This is a genomic window from Lactococcus sp. NH2-7C, from assembly GCF_029953655.1.
Lineage (GTDB): Bacteria > Bacillota > Bacilli > Lactobacillales > Streptococcaceae > Lactococcus > Lactococcus lactis.
In genome coordinates this window covers 470,228-485,189 of sequence record NZ_CP124538.1, presented here as the reverse complement: position 1 = coordinate 485,189, position 14,962 = coordinate 470,228, and the positions used below count along the sequence as shown (strand labels likewise).

15 protein-coding genes are annotated in these 14,962 nt (G+C 35.4%); 11 read left to right on the top strand and 4 right to left on the bottom strand.

The annotated features are described in order from the left end of the window. The first annotated feature begins 107 nt into the window (after nt 1-107). The 8 genes from QJV49_RS02355 to QJV49_RS02320 all read left to right on the top strand — a co-directional run bounded on the left by QJV49_RS02355 (nt 108) and on the right by QJV49_RS02320 (nt 10,096). Nucleotides 108-716: a YesL family protein gene (locus tag QJV49_RS02355; protein ID WP_012898106.1), complete on the top strand. Its 609-nt coding sequence runs from the start codon at nt 108-110 to the stop codon at nt 714-716. A 29-nt stretch (nt 717-745) separates the two neighbouring features. Then, the gene (locus QJV49_RS02350; protein ID WP_225512717.1) at nt 746-2,173 is read left to right on the top strand and encodes a glycoside hydrolase family 1 protein; all 1,428 of its coding nucleotides are present in this window, start codon (nt 746-748) and stop codon (nt 2,171-2,173) included. A gap of 36 nt (nt 2,174-2,209) precedes the next feature. Beyond that, nucleotides 2,210-3,091 carry an ROK family protein gene (locus QJV49_RS02345; protein WP_225512716.1) on the top strand — a complete coding sequence of 294 codons (882 nt, stop codon included), beginning with the start codon at nt 2,210-2,212 and terminating at the stop codon, nt 3,089-3,091. 102 nt (nt 3,092-3,193) lie between these two features. Then, nucleotides 3,194-4,069, top strand: a complete 876-nt coding sequence (scrK, locus tag QJV49_RS02340) for a fructokinase ScrK (protein ID WP_225512715.1) — start codon at nt 3,194-3,196, stop codon at nt 4,067-4,069. A gap of 208 nt (nt 4,070-4,277) precedes the next feature. Then, nucleotides 4,278-5,819, top strand: a complete 1,542-nt coding sequence (gene guaA, locus QJV49_RS02335; protein WP_225512714.1) for a glutamine-hydrolyzing GMP synthase — start codon at nt 4,278-4,280, stop codon at nt 5,817-5,819. 387 nt (nt 5,820-6,206) lie between these two features. Beyond that, nucleotides 6,207-6,566: an MFS transporter gene (locus QJV49_RS02330; protein ID WP_225512713.1), complete on the top strand. Its 360-nt coding sequence runs from the start codon at nt 6,207-6,209 to the stop codon at nt 6,564-6,566. A 174-nt stretch (nt 6,567-6,740) separates the two neighbouring features. Further along, nucleotides 6,741-7,841 carry an MFS transporter gene (locus tag QJV49_RS02325; RefSeq protein WP_225512712.1) on the top strand — a complete coding sequence of 367 codons (1,101 nt, stop codon included), beginning with the start codon at nt 6,741-6,743 and terminating at the stop codon, nt 7,839-7,841. 455 nt (nt 7,842-8,296) lie between these two features. Further along, complete coding sequence (locus QJV49_RS02320) at nt 8,297-10,096, top strand: 1-deoxy-D-xylulose-5-phosphate synthase (protein WP_225512711.1); 1,800 nt, start codon at nt 8,297-8,299, stop codon at nt 10,094-10,096. A gap of 104 nt (nt 10,097-10,200) precedes the next feature. Here QJV49_RS02320 and QJV49_RS02315 read toward each other — a convergent pair whose 3' ends face one another. Then, the gene (locus QJV49_RS02315) at nt 10,201-10,932 is read right to left on the bottom strand and encodes an SDR family oxidoreductase (protein WP_225512710.1); all 732 of its coding nucleotides are present in this window, start codon (nt 10,930-10,932) and stop codon (nt 10,201-10,203) included. Nucleotides 10,933-11,008: 76 nt separating this feature from the next. Between QJV49_RS02315 and QJV49_RS02310 the strand changes: the two genes are divergently transcribed. Continuing rightward, on the top strand, nt 11,009-11,443 hold the full coding sequence (locus QJV49_RS02310) for a MerR family transcriptional regulator (RefSeq protein WP_225512709.1): 435 nt from the start codon (nt 11,009-11,011) through the stop codon (nt 11,441-11,443). Nucleotides 11,444-11,481: 38 nt separating this feature from the next. Here the strand turns inward: QJV49_RS02310 and QJV49_RS02305 are convergent, their stop codons facing one another. From QJV49_RS02305 to QJV49_RS02295, 3 genes are all read right to left on the bottom strand, one after another. After that, nucleotides 11,482-12,369, bottom strand: a complete 888-nt coding sequence (locus QJV49_RS02305; protein ID WP_225512708.1) for a DMT family transporter — start codon at nt 12,367-12,369, stop codon at nt 11,482-11,484. 194 nt (nt 12,370-12,563) lie between these two features. Next, nucleotides 12,564-12,911, bottom strand: coding sequence for a YxeA family protein (locus QJV49_RS02300; protein ID WP_225512707.1), 348 nt, complete (start codon nt 12,909-12,911; stop codon nt 12,564-12,566). 145 nt (nt 12,912-13,056) lie between these two features. Beyond that, the gene (locus QJV49_RS02295; protein WP_225512706.1) at nt 13,057-13,443 is read right to left on the bottom strand and encodes a Fur family transcriptional regulator; all 387 of its coding nucleotides are present in this window, start codon (nt 13,441-13,443) and stop codon (nt 13,057-13,059) included. Between the two features lie 126 nt (nt 13,444-13,569). Here QJV49_RS02295 and QJV49_RS02290 point away from each other — a divergent pair, with 126 nt between their 5' ends. Then, complete coding sequence (locus QJV49_RS02290) at nt 13,570-14,259, top strand: VIT family protein (RefSeq protein WP_225512705.1); 690 nt, start codon at nt 13,570-13,572, stop codon at nt 14,257-14,259. Next, entirely contained in the window at nt 14,259-14,939 is a 681-nt protein-coding gene (locus QJV49_RS02285; RefSeq protein ID WP_225512704.1) for a VIT family protein, read from the top strand. The genes QJV49_RS02290 and QJV49_RS02285 overlap by 1 nt, the downstream gene beginning before the upstream one ends. The last annotated feature ends 23 nt before the right edge of the window (nt 14,940-14,962 follow it).

Sequence of the window (14,962 nt, the reverse complement as noted above, 5' to 3'; positions counted from 1 at the left end):
CTGTAAAAACTTGCCATAAAAGCAAAGAAAAGGCTATCATGAAAACCCTAACATTTCATTGGAAAAGTGTTATAATGAAGTAATAAAAGTTAGAAAGTTATAGAAAAATGATTGGAAAAGCACTAGAAGAATTCTTTATTCGAATTTGGGTCGTTGTTAAATTGACCTTGATATTTTGGCTCTTAGCGCTCACAGGGCTGTTTGTTTTAGGACTTGGTCCTGCCTTTAAAGTGGTAACAGAGTTGTATTTGGAACATGGTTTTGACTATAAGTCAATCTCAGTGAAACAGGCTTATCAAATTTTCAAGCGAGACTTTTTAAGAGCAAATATCATTTTTTGGCTCTATACGTCTTTGAGTCTTTTACTCGCTTATAATTTATATCTTTCAGTACAAATCCAAGGTTTACTTTTCTTGGTGATTGATTTCATTCTATTCTTTGGTTTAACTTATCTTATGACCGCTTTTGAATATACAATGATTTTTGATAGTCAATTTGAAATTAGTTTTGGAAACTTATTAAAAATGAGCTTTATTTCAAATTTTATTAGTTTTAAAACCTATCTAAAACTTTTATTTGGGATTGTCCTTATCTTTGTTTTGACTTGGCAATTTAAAGGCATGATTCTCTTTGGGTTGATTGGCCTTTTACAAGTTTATTCTTTAAGTGTGACAAAAACTTGGCGTTTGAAAGTCGAAGAACAGCTAGCAGAGTAAAAAAGAAGAGTTACTGAGAGGGGTGGAAAATGGAATTAAAATTCCAAGAAAATTTTTTGTGGGGAGCAGCAACGAGTGGACCACAAACTGAAGGACGTTTTAAAAAGCAGCATGACAATGTTTTTGATTATGATTTTGACCATTATCAAGAACGTTTTTGGGGCGGAATTGGACCTGATACAGCCAGTAATTTTTTCAATGACTTTCGAGAAGATATAAAATTAATGAAGGCTGCTGGTCTAAAATCAATAAGGACAAGTATTCAATGGTCGCGTTTGATAGATGATTTAGAAAAGAATACGGTAAATGAAAAAGCGGTTGATTTCTATAACGCTGTAATTAATGAATTTATAGCGCAAGGGATTCGTCCGATGATTAATTTAAATCATTTTGATTTACCAGTTGAACTTTTAAAAACATATGGAGGCTGGGAAAGCCGACATGTTGTTGATTTATATGCAGGTTTTGCAGCAAAATGTTTTGCTGAATTCAGCGACCGAGTGAGTGATTGGTTTACTTTTAATGAGCCAATGGTTGTCGTTGAGTGTGCTTATCTATTAGGTTTCCATTACCCTGATATTGTTGATGGAAAAAAAGCTGTTCAAGTGGCTTATCATTTGCAACTCGCCTCGTCTCTTGCAATTGAACAATACCGAAAAATTAATAAAAATCCTGAAGGACGAATTGGAATCATTTTAAATTTGACTCCGTCCTATCCAGCAACTGAAAAAATCGAAGATTTAAAAGCAGCAGAAATGGCAGACCTTTGGCAAAATCGCCTCTTTTTAGATGCATCAATAAAGGGAGAATTTCCAGAAAAATTAGTCAGTCTTTTACAAGAAGAAAATGTTTTGTGGCAGTCGGAAGCAGAAGATTTGAAACGGATAAGGGACAATAAAATTGATATTTTAGGAGTTAATTATTATCACCCAAGCCGAGTGCAAGAACCTGAATATTCTAGTGATAGTTTGGCTCAAGATTGGCGTCCCGAAAAATATTACGCATCATTCAATAAACGTGGGGTGCGGATGAATGCTGACAGAGGTTGGGAGATACATCCACAAACCATTTACGAAATTGCCAAGCGAATTCAAGAAGATTATGGAAATATTCCTTGGTTTATTTCTGAAAATGGGATGGGCGTAGAAAATGAAGAACGTTTCAAAAATGCTGATGGACAAATCCAAGATGATTATCGAATTATTTTTACAACAGAACATCTTTTCTGGCTCCATAAAGCGATTCAAGAAGGCTCCAATTGTTTTGGTTATCATGTTTGGACACCAATTGATTGCTGGAGTTGGCGCAATTCATACAAAAATCGTTATGGTTTGATTAGTTTGAATATCCATACCCAAGTGAAAACTTTAAAAAAATCAGCTTATTGGTATAAAAATTTAACAGACTCATCACTTTTACAAGTTCCAGATTCGATTTTAGAAAAATACAGTCAATGATTTCTGTTAAAATATAATAAAATTTGGAGGAGAAATATGTCATTATTAACAATAGATATTGGTGGAACAAGCATTAAATATGCAAGATTTGCTGACGGAAAATTAGGAGAAGAAGGTGCTTTTGGAACTCCTGATAATCTGGATCAATTTTATCAATCACTGACAGCAGTCGTTGAACAATTTAAGGAAAATTCTGATGTTTGTGGTGTCGCTATTAGTTCCCCAGGAGCAGTAAATAAAGCAACTGGTGTCATTGAAGGAGCAAGTGCTCTCCCTTATATTCATGATTTTGATATTCATGCTGAACTAGAAAAACGATTTGGTTTACCTGTTTCTATCGAAAATGATGCCAATTGTGCGGCGCTTGCCGAAGTGAAATTTGGTGCGGCAAAAGGTTTGTCAGATGTTTTGCTCCTTGTGCTTGGAACAGGTGTTGGCGGTTCTGTTGTTATGAATGGGAAAGTTCATCATGGGAAACATCTTTTTGGCGGTGAATTTGGCTTTATGCTCATGGATGATGAACATTCGTTTTCAACATTAGGAACAACAATTAGAATGGCCGAGCGCTATAATAAGCGCACAGGAGAAGCTCTTGATGCCATCGAAATCTTTGAAAAAGCCTTTAATGGTGATGAAATAGCTAATGAAGAAAAAGAGATTTTTCTATACAATGTCGCTAAAGGGATTTTAAATCTGACTTATTCTTTTGATCCAGAATTAGTTATTATTGGCGGAGGAGTTTCCCAAGCTGAATGGTTAATTCCAGAACTGCAAAAACAACTTCAAAAAATCATGGAAATTATTGAAGTGGCGACTTTTATACCAGAAATTGTAACTTGTGAATTCAGAAATTCTGCCAACTTAATTGGTGCAGCAGTAGATTTTTCACAAACTTACGCTAATAAGACTGACAAATAGGCTAGAAGTTTTCTGTTAGTAATATTTTTTACTGACAGAAAATTCCTTCACTAATACTATACGAAATAAAACATAAAAAGTAACAAATTATAGGAAAAAATTATGACAAATCATTATGGCTCAATCGAAGCAGGCGGAACAAAATTTGTACTTGCGATTGGTGATGAGCAGTTTAACATTTTAAAAACAAATCAAATTCCAACGACAAGCCCTGAAGAAACAATTGCTAAAACCATTGAATTTTTTAAAGAGAATCCCGTGAAATCATTGGCAGTAGGTTCTTTTGGCCCTATTGACATCAAGCCTGAAAGCGCGACTTATGGCTATATAACAACCACGCCAAAAGCTGGTTGGGCAAATGTTGATTTATTAGGAAAACTCAAAGCTGCACTTGATATTCCGATGGTTTTCACTACCGATGTCAATAGCTCGGCTTATGGTGAAATGATTGTGACTGGCGGAAAATCATTGGTTTACTTCACAATCGGAACAGGAATCGGTGGAGGAGCCGTACAAGATGGGAAATTTATTGGTGGATTTTCTCATGCAGAAATGGGTCATCAATATGTCAAGCGTCATCCAGACGATATCAATTTCGCAGGCGTTTGTCCATTTCATGGTGATTGTCTAGAAGGAGTGGCAGCAGGCCCTTCCCTTGAAGCTCGCTTAGGAATTCGCGGAGAAGATATTCCAGCTGACAGCAAAGTTTGGGATATTCAAGCATTCTACATTGCACAAATTGCCGTTAATACAACCTTAGCACTTGCACCTGAGAAAATTGTTTTTGGTGGAGGAGTTATGACCCAAACGCACATGATTGAGCGCGTGCGCAAGGAATTCACAAAATTAATGGCAGGATATGTCCACGTTCCCTATCTACTGACAGATTATATTATGACTCCGTCAGTTGCAAATAATGGTTCGGCAACGATTGGAAATTTTGCTTTGGCAAAAGATTTAGATGAAAAAAATTACTGACAGCTTTGTCAGTATTTTTTCATTTTCGTCAGTAAAAATAAATGTAATCACTATCATACGATTTTTCTAAAATTTATTTTATTTATTCACAAATATCTCTGCAAAAAACAATAAATTATGATAGAATAAATCTAATAAAATAATTGAACAAAAGTTCGAACTTTCCAACAGGAATTCGGACTTTTGCACCTTATTAGAGGAGGGTCCCTTGTCCGACACTACACTTGAAAAAATCATTGTACTCGACTATGGTTCACAATACAATCAACTTATTGCGCGTCGTATCCGAGAAATCGGTGTTTTCTCAGAACTCATGAGTCACAAAGTTACAGCCAAAGAAATTCGTGAGCTTAATCCAATCGGTATTATTCTTTCAGGCGGTCCAAATTCAGTTTATGATGAAGGCTCATTCGATATTGATCCTGAAATCTTTGAACTTGGTTTGCCAGTTCTTGGTATTTGCTACGGAATGCAATTGATGAGCTACAAGCTTGGCGGTATGGTAGAAGCAGCAGGCGAACGCGAATACGGTGTTGCCCCACTTCAACTCACTGAAAAATCAGCATTGTTTGCAGGAACTCCCGAAGTTCAAGATGTTTTGATGAGCCACGGTGACCGTGTAACAGCTATTCCTGAAGGTTTCCACGTTGTCGGAACTTCACCAAATAGTCCATTTGCTGCTGTTGAAAACACAGAACGTAACTTGTACGGTATCCAATTCCACCCAGAAGTTCGTCATTCAGTTCACGGGACAGAAATGCTCAGAAACTTTGCGCTTAACATTTGTGGAGCAAAAGGGAACTGGTCAATGGAAAATTTCATTGACATGCAAATCAAAGATATTCGTGAAAAAGTTGGCGATAAAAAAGTTCTTCTTGGACTTTCAGGTGGTGTTGATTCATCAGTTGTAGGTGTTCTTTTACAACGTGCTATCGGTGACCAATTGACATCAATCTTTGTTGACCACGGTTTCCTTCGTAAAGGCGAAGCTGACCAAGTCATGGATACATTGGGCGGAAAATTCGGTCTTAATATCATCAAAGTAGATGCTCAAAAACGTTTCATGGACAAACTTGTTGGCCTTTCAGACCCAGAAACAAAACGTAAAATTATCGGTAACGAATTTGTTTATGTTTTTGATGATGAAGCAAACAAATTAGAAGGTGTCGACTTCCTTGCTCAAGGAACACTCTACACCGACGTCATTGAATCAGGAACAGATACAGCTCAAACAATCAAATCACACCATAACGTTGGTGGTCTTCCTGAAGATATGCAATTCCAATTGATTGAACCATTGAACACACTCTTTAAAGATGAAGTTCGTGCGCTTGGAACACAACTTGGAATGCCTGATGAAATCGTTTGGCGTCAACCTTTCCCTGGACCAGGACTTGCCATTCGTGTCCTTGGTGATTTAACAGAAGAAAAACTAGAAACTGTTCGTGAATCAGATGCAATTCTTCGTGAAGAAATTGCTGCTGCAGGCCTTGAGCGTGATGTTTGGCAATATTTCACAGTAAATACAGACGTGAAATCAGTCGGTGTCATGGGAGACCAACGAACATATGACTATACACTAGCTATTCGTGCAATCACTTCAATTGATGGAATGACAGCTGACTTTGCCCAACTTCCTTGGGATCTTCTCCAAAAAATCTCAAAACGTATCGTTAATGAGGTGGACCACGTCAACCGTATCGTCTACGATATTACGAGCAAACCACCAGCAACTGTTGAGTGGCAATAGAATAAAAAACTGATAACAGTGTCTGTTATCAGTTTTTTTATTTATTTTAATAATAAATTTTAAAACTAACACTCATTGTTCAATAGCATTATTTCCTAAAAGATAACGTAATATTAATCAAGTTTATTATTTTGAAAGCGCCATACTTTATTTGCTTGAAATTAATTAGGTGTAACTATGTTTTGCAATATTTAAGAGTGAAAAGTCTTTAATTTGCAACATAATATACTTACAACTTCTTACTTTCAAGAAATATAATTTAAATTTGGAGAAGGTTATGGTTGGCAATGAAAAATATTTTTTTTTAGGGAATTTTTTAGTTTCAAAACAAACAAAGCAGAAGGAATAATTGGGTTTCATCGAGCTTTAGGAATTGGTTCATGGGATATGTTTAATGGAGGAACTGGTGGCCTTATTGGTTCGTGGCTCTTATATTTTATGACCTCTTTTGGTGGGGTTAATCCTGGATTAGCTGCACTTTTAATTTCAGCCCGACTCGTTATAGATATGTTCTGGGCTCCTGCTGTTGCTGTTATTTCAGATAATTTTTATCGCTTTGCACTTGGGCGAAAATATGGACGTAGACGATTCTTTTTGATTTTTGCAATTCCAACATCGGTTGCTTTTGCAGCGATGTGGATTCCAATGGCAGGTGGCCTTTCTTGGCTTTATTATCTTGTGTCATTTATACTTTTTGATTTTTGTTTGGATTTAGTTCTCATTCCTTGGGAAGCTATCCCTGCATAAATTACCTCTACCTATACACAACGTAATAAAATGGGGTCAATCAGAATGTGGGCTTCAGGTTTAGCCCAACCCTTAATCGCTTTTGTCCCAACTCTCTTTATGAAACTTTTACCTGCTGAACATGGAATGCAAACTTCTGCCTGAGCCTTATTTGCAACAGCTTGTGTTTGGGGTGTGATTGGGATTATATTTACACTCTTTGTTTACTTTTCTTCTTGGGACCCTATTCTTATTTCTAAAGAAAAAACAGAACTTATGTTGCGACATTTAGATGAAGAAAGAAAACGAGCTAAAACTCCTGCTAGGCTATTCTTGGAAAATATCGCTAATTTACTTTTAACCTTAAGGATTAAAACTTTTCGCAAACATCTAGTTCTTTATTTCTCTACTTTTGGGATTATTGATTCTTTTACAGCTATTTTTGTTATCTTTGCGACGATTTCGTTTTTGCCAACTCTAACACTTGATCCAGCGCAAGCAGCTCTTATTTTAGCGACACCCTTATTGATTATGACAATTGCATATACACCATTTGGAGCATGGCTTTTTAATCACCCCAAAATTGGACCACGCCTACTCTACCTAATTGGTTTTGGCATTGGTATTTTAGCATGTATCACTTATGGTATTGTTTATTTCGCAAGAGGGAGTTTATCAGAAGCTCAGATTACGGGACTCATCATTTTTACAACTTGTGTTTTTACTGTGGGGCGTAACATCATTGGTGGACTTCCTTGGGTCGTCTTTCCTTTAATTCCTGATATTGATATGATTGTTCATAAAGAACAGCGGGCAGGAGTTTTTGCTGGAGCTATGACTTTTGTACGTAAATTCACTAATATTGTCTTTAATGTTGTCATTGGAGCGGTTATGGGAGTTGCTGGTTATAACCAACATGTTTCTAATGTGGCAGACAAAATGTCAAATTATGTACAAGTACACCACGTGACGACTAGACAAGCTTTTCACCATTTAGTAACAAGTTCTACTTTAGAACATCAGATTGAAAGTGCTGGCTTTGGAATTGCTATGCTGATGACGTTTTTAGTTGGAGGCCTGATGCTAATTGCTTTATGGAATGCTTTTACTTTCAAACTTAATTCAAAAACACATGCTATTTTGGTTGAAGAAATTTCACGTCTACAAAAGGCTGATTCGATTGGGGGAGAAGTGGCAGTAAAAAAAGCTAAAGAGTCAGCTGACCTGATAACAAAACAAACAATAGAAGCTTTATCAGGCTTAAATTATGATAAATTCGTCTGGACTGGGAAATAATATATAAAAAACGAGGCCTTAAATTTCCTCGTTTTTTTATTATTCAGCAACCGTTAAATCAGGAGGACTAAAAATTATTAATCAGATTAATCAAATATTTGAAACTTCTGAGAAGAAATTGATTGACTCCTTGACCGAGAAAGAACAAGCTGAATTCTGGAGGACCTTAGAAAAAATAGATGACAATTTATACGAAATAGGAAAAGACTAATAATTACGTTAGTCTTTTTTCCTTCAAACCAAATGTGTTTCTCAAAATAATATTATAGACTTTGTTTAAAAAAGATGACAGATTTCTTGACAAGTAAAATATAAAAAAGTATAATTTCTTTATCGTTTACAAACGTAAACGTTGATATTATATTAGCTTATTAAAAAATGACCTTATTAAACTTAAATAATATTAAATTTTACTCGCATCTTTATAATCTAAATAGAACTAGGAAGAAAAAATTATGACAGTATTAGACAAAGTAAATGATCCCAAAGACATCAAGAATCTTACACCGCTAGAACTAGAAGAGCTCGCCACAAATGTGCGCGATGCAATTCTTAATCGTGTGAGTCAATATCCAGGGGGCCATCTCGGTCCAAATCTTGGTGTGGTAGAAATGACTGTTGCTTTACATAAAGTCTTTAACTCACCTGTTGATAAATTAATTTGGGATGTTAGTCATCAAAGCTATCCGCATAAAGTTTTAACGGGGCGTAAAGAATTTTTTACTGACAACGACAAATTTTCTGGAACAACAGGCTATACAGACCCTGAAGAAAATGAACATGACTTTATACGAGTAGGTCATACATCAACATCAATTGCAACAGCAATGGGATATGCCTTGGCTCGAGATATGCAAGGAAAAAAAGAAAATATTGTAGCCATCATTGGTGATGGCGCGCTCTCAGGAGGACTTGCATTTGAGGGACTTGATGGTGCAGGTACACTTAACGGGAATCTTATTATTATTGTAAATGACAATGAAATGGCCATCACCGAAAATCATGGAGGAATCTATCAACATCTTGCAGATCTTCGAGCAAGTAAAGGAACATCAGCAAATAACCTTTTTAAATCATTTGGGCTTGATTACCGTTACCTTGAGGAGGGAAATGATATCCAAAGTTTGATTGCCCTTTTTGAATCAGTAAAAGATATCAATCGGCCAATTGTTCTTCATATCCACACAGAGAAAGGACATGGCTATAAACCAGCAGTTGAAAATAAAGAAGGAATGCACCAAGTCTTTGCACCCTTTGATATTGCTACAGGTCAACCAGTCAATGGCTCAACTAATATCGTTCGTAGCTATAATAATGTATTTCTTGACTTTATGGAAGAAAAGTTAGCCAAAGGTGACAATCTTATCGCCATTAATGCCGCAATTCCAATGTTCTTTGGCCTGTCACAATTTGCTAAGAATCATCCAAAAAATTATGTTGATGGAGGAATTGCTGAACAATATACAGTGACACTTGGTGGAGCAATCGCAGCAGCAGGAACTCGAGCTATTATTTTCCAAAATGCAACTTTCTTACAACGTGCCTATGACCAACTTAACCATGATTTGGCACTGAATAAAGAACCAGCAATTGTTATTATCAGTAACAGCCAAATTGGCGGAACAAACGATACTCACCAAGGAAGTTTTGTTTATAGTCAAACATCAAATATTCCCAATGTAATTGACCTTGCAGCAACAAGTGAAGAAGACCTTTTTGCAATGCTTAATTGGGCATATAATCAACATGAACATCCAGTATTTATACACTTGCCAGAGCATACTTTGGAAAATCGCCCAACAAAAATTACTGATTTTAGCAAACCTCAGTATGAAGTCGTTAAGTCTGGCGAAAAAATTGCAATCTTGGGACTTGGTGCAATGCTTGAGAAAGCAGAAAATGTCGCAGAAGAACTTGAAAAATCAGGATTTAATCCAACGGTTGTAAATCCATTCTTTGCTAATCTTTTGGATGTAACTGCTTTAGACAAATTATCTGAAACTCATGGACTCTTTGTTACGATTGAAGATGGCACTAAAGATGGGGGATTTGGTCAAAAAGTGGCCACCTATTTGGCAAGCAAAGGTATAAAAACACTTGTATATGGTGCAGATACTGAGTTTATTGATGCTGTTCCAAAAGATGAACTTTACAATCGTTACCACATAAGACCAGAACTTATGGCAAATGATATTATCGAAGCAACCAAAGAATCTAAAGCACCTGATTTTTTTAAGAAAATATTTTCTAAATAATAATTTTTGAGGGCAGAGCTTATCTCCTAGATAAAATATGAAATAAATAGCTAAAAAAGATACTAGCGATTAACTAGTATCTTTTTTAGCTAAGATATTGAATTTTAAGCATTTTGATTGGTTGCAGCAATATCAATTTCTCTGATGTTAACCGTTTGAGGCATATCATAAATGAATTTCACGGTTTGTGCAACCCTTTCAGGAGCAAGTGTTGTACCACCCATTGATTCTTTCCAAAGATTATAATCATTTAGGGCACTTTCGTCAGTAACATGTGTCAATAATTCTGTTTCGGCAGCACCAGGTGCAACAAGTGAAATTCGAACATTTTTAGCAGAAACTTCCTCTCTGACGGTCTCACTTAAACCATGGACACCAAATTTTGAAGCGACATAAGCGGCGTGGTTGGTAAAAGTTTTTTTACCAGCAAGAGAAGACATATTAATTACTGTTCCTCCTTGGCGTTCAATCATTTGCGGAAGTACAATTTGCATTCCATTGAGTACCCCCAAAACATTAGTATCCATCATTTGTTTCCATTCTGCTGGATCTTGATTAAGAACATTTCCTAATAACATGACACCTGCATTATTGACTAGAAGATCAGTTTTGCCATATTTTTCCTCAGCTTTAGTAATTGCATTTTCAAAAGATTTTTTGTCTGTGACATCTACAGAATCCACAAGAACATTCGTAAAATCAAGAGGCAAGGCTTTGATTTTTTCTGTACGACGGCCTAAAAGCAACATTGGGAATCCATCAGCATTAAATAATTTTGCAATTTCAGCACCAAATCCTGAACTTGCTCCTGTTATAACAATAAGTGGTTTAGACATTTTATTTCTCCTTAAGAGTATTTTTTTGATATACTGATTATACAACATGGAGTTAACTCCATGTCAAGGAGAAGAAATGACAAAATATACAATTGGAGATATTTCACGTAAATTAAACGTTTCTAACGATGCTGTACGTTATTATGATAAGGAAGGTTTGCTCCCTTTTGCTAAAAGAAATAAAGCTGGTCGAAGAGAATTTACAGATGATGACCTTGGCTATATTGAAGTTATTGATTGTTTAAAAAAATCAGGCATACCCATAAAAGATATTGCTCAATTTATTGATTGGTGTATGAAGGGCGACTCAACACTTGATGAACGTTTAGATTTTATGAAAACGCACGAAGAGCAATTAGAAGAAAAAATTAAAGTTTTAGAAATGAATTTGGCCTTTTTAAGATGGAAAATTTGGTACTATCAAACAGCAGCAGAAGCAGGCACTGAAAGTATCCACTTTATTCCGGGAACAACACAAGTTAAACCAGAGATAAGAGATATTTTCAAATAATATTAAAAAAACAAAACGTATTTTTTACGCTTTGTTTTTTATTTTTTCTTAGCTGGAAAATTTATGAGAAATAGCGACAGAAAGACGACAAAAATGCCTAACTGTTGGAATCCTAAAAATGAAACGCCTAGGAATAAAGTGGAAATTAAAATAGCGGTGACAGGTTCAAGCATTCCAAGCATACCAACAATATGAGGTTCTGTATATTTTAGACTATTGATATAAAGAGAGTAAGCTAGGAGCGTTCCAACGATAACAATGAGGCTGACCAAAAGTAAATCAGTTTGATCAAAATTTTTAGGTAAATTTGTGACTGGATGTAAGAAATTAGAAATGACACCACCAATTAATAAGGCCCAAGCGACAACACTTAAAGGAGAGTGTTCTTTGATAAGGGGGCATGGAATAAGAGTATAAGCACAAACGCCAAGGGCGGATAAAAGGCCCCAAACAAGAGCAGAAGCTGAAAAACTAAGTTCTCCAATATTTCCATTAGTCACAAGCAGAAAAACACCAATTAAAGAAAGAAAAATAGCAATAATATCAAGTCGACGTGGAATTGCTTTACTTCTGATAGCTAAAATAATAATAATGATGGAGGGACCTAGAGATTGTAAAATAGTCGCAATAGCTGCATTTCCGTAATAAACAGATAATAGAAAAGAAGATTGTGCAAAAAGTACGCCGAAAATCCCAAAAGCTACAATTCTTAGACTTGATTTTACAGAAGACCAGACACTAAAAATGTTGTGCTTGGTAATTGCTAACCAAGCAAGTAGCAATAAGCCTGAAAAGAGCATGCGCGTGGTAACTAGCCAACCCGGTTCAATAGAACAACGATTAAAGAGGAGTCCAGCAATAATACTACTAATTCCAAAAAAAGCGGCACCCAAAGAAGCGTAAATAATTCCTTTAAATTTATTCATGATCAGACCAATACTTGATACTTTTTATTTTTGTCATTTTATCCTCGATTTCTAAGTACTTTATATACTTCATATTATTAATAGTTTAACATAGATGATTCATGTTTATCAAAGATTTACCGAAAGTGGGACTATTCTCGAATCATTAATCCTTTTAAATAAAAAAGTTCCTAATTGACTTAGGAACGGAATTTTTATAATCTATCTAGAGCTTTTTTGGGGATTACAGACTTTTTAACTTCTTCCCAATTTGTCACTCCTTTTTGCTTATTATAAGTTAATTTCAAATAGGCTTCATGGCGTAAGTTATGTGTGGCAGTAAAGTCTAGTGTTTTTTCTTGTCCTGCATTGTTATAAGCTTTTTCTTTATAACTATAGCCATGCCAAACAGAACCACTTTGCGTTTTTTCCTCAAGTTTTTTTCCGTCATTATGGATTTGGACATAATAACTTGTTCCTCCATAATTTATCTTGTACCAAGCGTAAGCAGAACCTCCAACAATAAAAACTAAGGCCACAAGTCCAATTAATATTTTTTTCATAAAATCTTATTCCTTTCTTGTTAAACAAGTCTATTTTAGCAATATTTTACAAAAATAAACTTACTATTTTGTAAGATTGAAATTACTTAATTTACAATATAGAACAAAAAAATACTAATGATTATCATTAGCATTTTTGATAAATTTAATCTTCAACTCCATAAATTTCAACCTTATATCCAGTAATATTGAGACCACTTGCTTTTCGAGCAGCTTCAAGTAGTGGACGAAAATCAAAATTATCGACATTCATAATTTCACCAGTAGTTTTATTGACCACGTGATAATGCGGCTCTCCGTAGTAGTCATATCTTCTCTTGCTACCATCATTTATGGCAATGACAAGTTCACTATCTACCAATTTATCGAGTGTATTATAAACAGTGGCTAAGCTAATATTTTCTAAATCTTCATGAATTTGTTCAGCCGTGGGATGGGTTTGATGGTTCATTAGATATTCTAAGACAATAAGACGTTGAGGTGTGGCTTTCAAACCATGGGATTGTAGTAGTTGTTTTAAGTCTTGTTCCAAAATCATCACTCCTATCTCTCGTATTTTATTTCATTATATCATCAACATAAAATCATTTCAATGACTTGACATTTGTTTAGAATCATTCTAAAATATAATTTAGAATGATTCTAAAAAGGTGAGAAAATGAGAGAAAAAAATAACTTAATTCAAAGAAATAATATTGTGCGGGCAAGTATTATGGGAGCAAACGACGGAATTATTTCCATTGCAGGAATTGTCATAGGTGTTTCTGGCGCAACTTCTCATATTGGTACAATTTTGCTGGCAGGTTTCGCCGGAACCTTAGCAGGAACGGTCAGTATGGCAATGGGAGAGTATGTTTCCGTCAGTTCGCAACGTGATGCTCAGGAAAAAATTATTCAAGAACAAAAAGCAGCACTTGCTACTAATTATCAAAATGAATTTAATTTTGTTTATCAGAAATACAGAGCAGATGGGATTTCAAAGGAGTTGGCTCATAAAGCAACGGATGAGATGATGAAAAAGGATGCTTTGGCAACAACGGTTCGTGAAAGACATGGTTTTACAATTGGGCAAGAACTGAGTGCCAAAGGAGCAGCAATTGCATCAATGCTCTCATTTCCAACTGGAGCGCTTTTGCCTATGATAGCCATTTCTTTGATTCCTAAAAGTTGGAGTGCTTTAGCAACATTTATTTCCGTACTAATTGCTCTAGGATTTACGGGTTATGCAGCGGCTTATTTAAATGGAGCTGATAAAAAACATGCGACTTTTAGAAATATTATTGCTGGAATTTTAACGATGCTTGTCACTTATGTAGTGGGTTTGCTCTTTAAACAAGGAGGTTTGTGATGAAAAAACAAGCAATGACAATAGATGAAAAATTAAATAGCGTTCGTGCGGGAGTTTTGGGTTCAAATGATGGAATTCTTACAGTTGTTGGTGTGCTCTTTTCGGTTTCCGCAGCTTCTGGAAGTAGCTTTGCTTTACTGATTGCTAGTTTGGCAAATTTGATTTCTGGTGCTTTTTCAATGGCTTCTGGTGAATATGCAAGTGTCAGTTCACAATCTGATAGTGAGAAAGTTGTGGTTCAAGAAGAAAAAATATTGCTGAAAAAAGATTTTAAAAATCAAAAAGTAGCAGTGAAAGATTTTTATATTGAAAAAGGAATTAGTCCGGAAACTTCAGCAGAAATTGCTAATGAATTACTTGCTCGGAAACCTTTGGAAACAGTTCTGTCAGTAAAATATGATATTGCTTTAGGACATTATATGAATCCTTGGCAAGCGGCAGGTTCTTCATTAATTTCATTTACGATTGGTGGACTTTTTCCTTTACTGACCATGATTTTGGTTAGAGGAGCTTGGCAATTTCCAGCAACAATTTTTGCAACAATGATTGCAATGGCCTTAACCGGAATGATTAGCGCTAAGCTTTCTGATGGTTTGGTAATTAAAGCAATTCTTAGAAATATTATTATTGGTTTACTGACAATTTTTATTCATTATTTTATTGGTCGGATTTTAGGTTAATGAATTTAGGCTTAGTTAAACAC

Coding starts and splice junctions, on each gene's coding strand:
- QJV49_RS02305 (WP_225512708.1), bottom strand. CDS start 12,369: ATGAATAAATTTAAAGGAATTATTTACGCTTCTTTGGGTGCCGCTTTT.
- QJV49_RS02300 (WP_225512707.1), bottom strand. CDS start 12,911: ATGAAAAAAATATTAATTGGACTTGTGGCCTTAGTTTTTATTGTTGGA.
- QJV49_RS02355 (WP_012898106.1), top strand. CDS start 108: ATGATTGGAAAAGCACTAGAAGAATTCTTTATTCGAATTTGGGTCGTT.
- QJV49_RS02350 (WP_225512717.1), top strand. CDS start 746: ATGGAATTAAAATTCCAAGAAAATTTTTTGTGGGGAGCAGCAACGAGT.
- QJV49_RS02345 (WP_225512716.1), top strand. CDS start 2,210: ATGTCATTATTAACAATAGATATTGGTGGAACAAGCATTAAATATGCA.
- QJV49_RS02310 (WP_225512709.1), top strand. CDS start 11,009: ATGACAAAATATACAATTGGAGATATTTCACGTAAATTAAACGTTTCT.
- QJV49_RS02290 (WP_225512705.1), top strand. CDS start 13,570: ATGAGAGAAAAAAATAACTTAATTCAAAGAAATAATATTGTGCGGGCA.
- QJV49_RS02315 (WP_225512710.1), bottom strand. CDS start 10,932: ATGTCTAAACCACTTATTGTTATAACAGGAGCAAGTTCAGGATTTGGT.
- QJV49_RS02330 (WP_225512713.1), top strand. CDS start 6,207: ATGTTTAATGGAGGAACTGGTGGCCTTATTGGTTCGTGGCTCTTATAT.
- QJV49_RS02320 (WP_225512711.1), top strand. CDS start 8,297: ATGACAGTATTAGACAAAGTAAATGATCCCAAAGACATCAAGAATCTT.
- QJV49_RS02285 (WP_225512704.1), top strand. CDS start 14,259: ATGAAAAAACAAGCAATGACAATAGATGAAAAATTAAATAGCGTTCGT.
- scrK (WP_225512715.1), top strand. CDS start 3,194: ATGACAAATCATTATGGCTCAATCGAAGCAGGCGGAACAAAATTTGTA.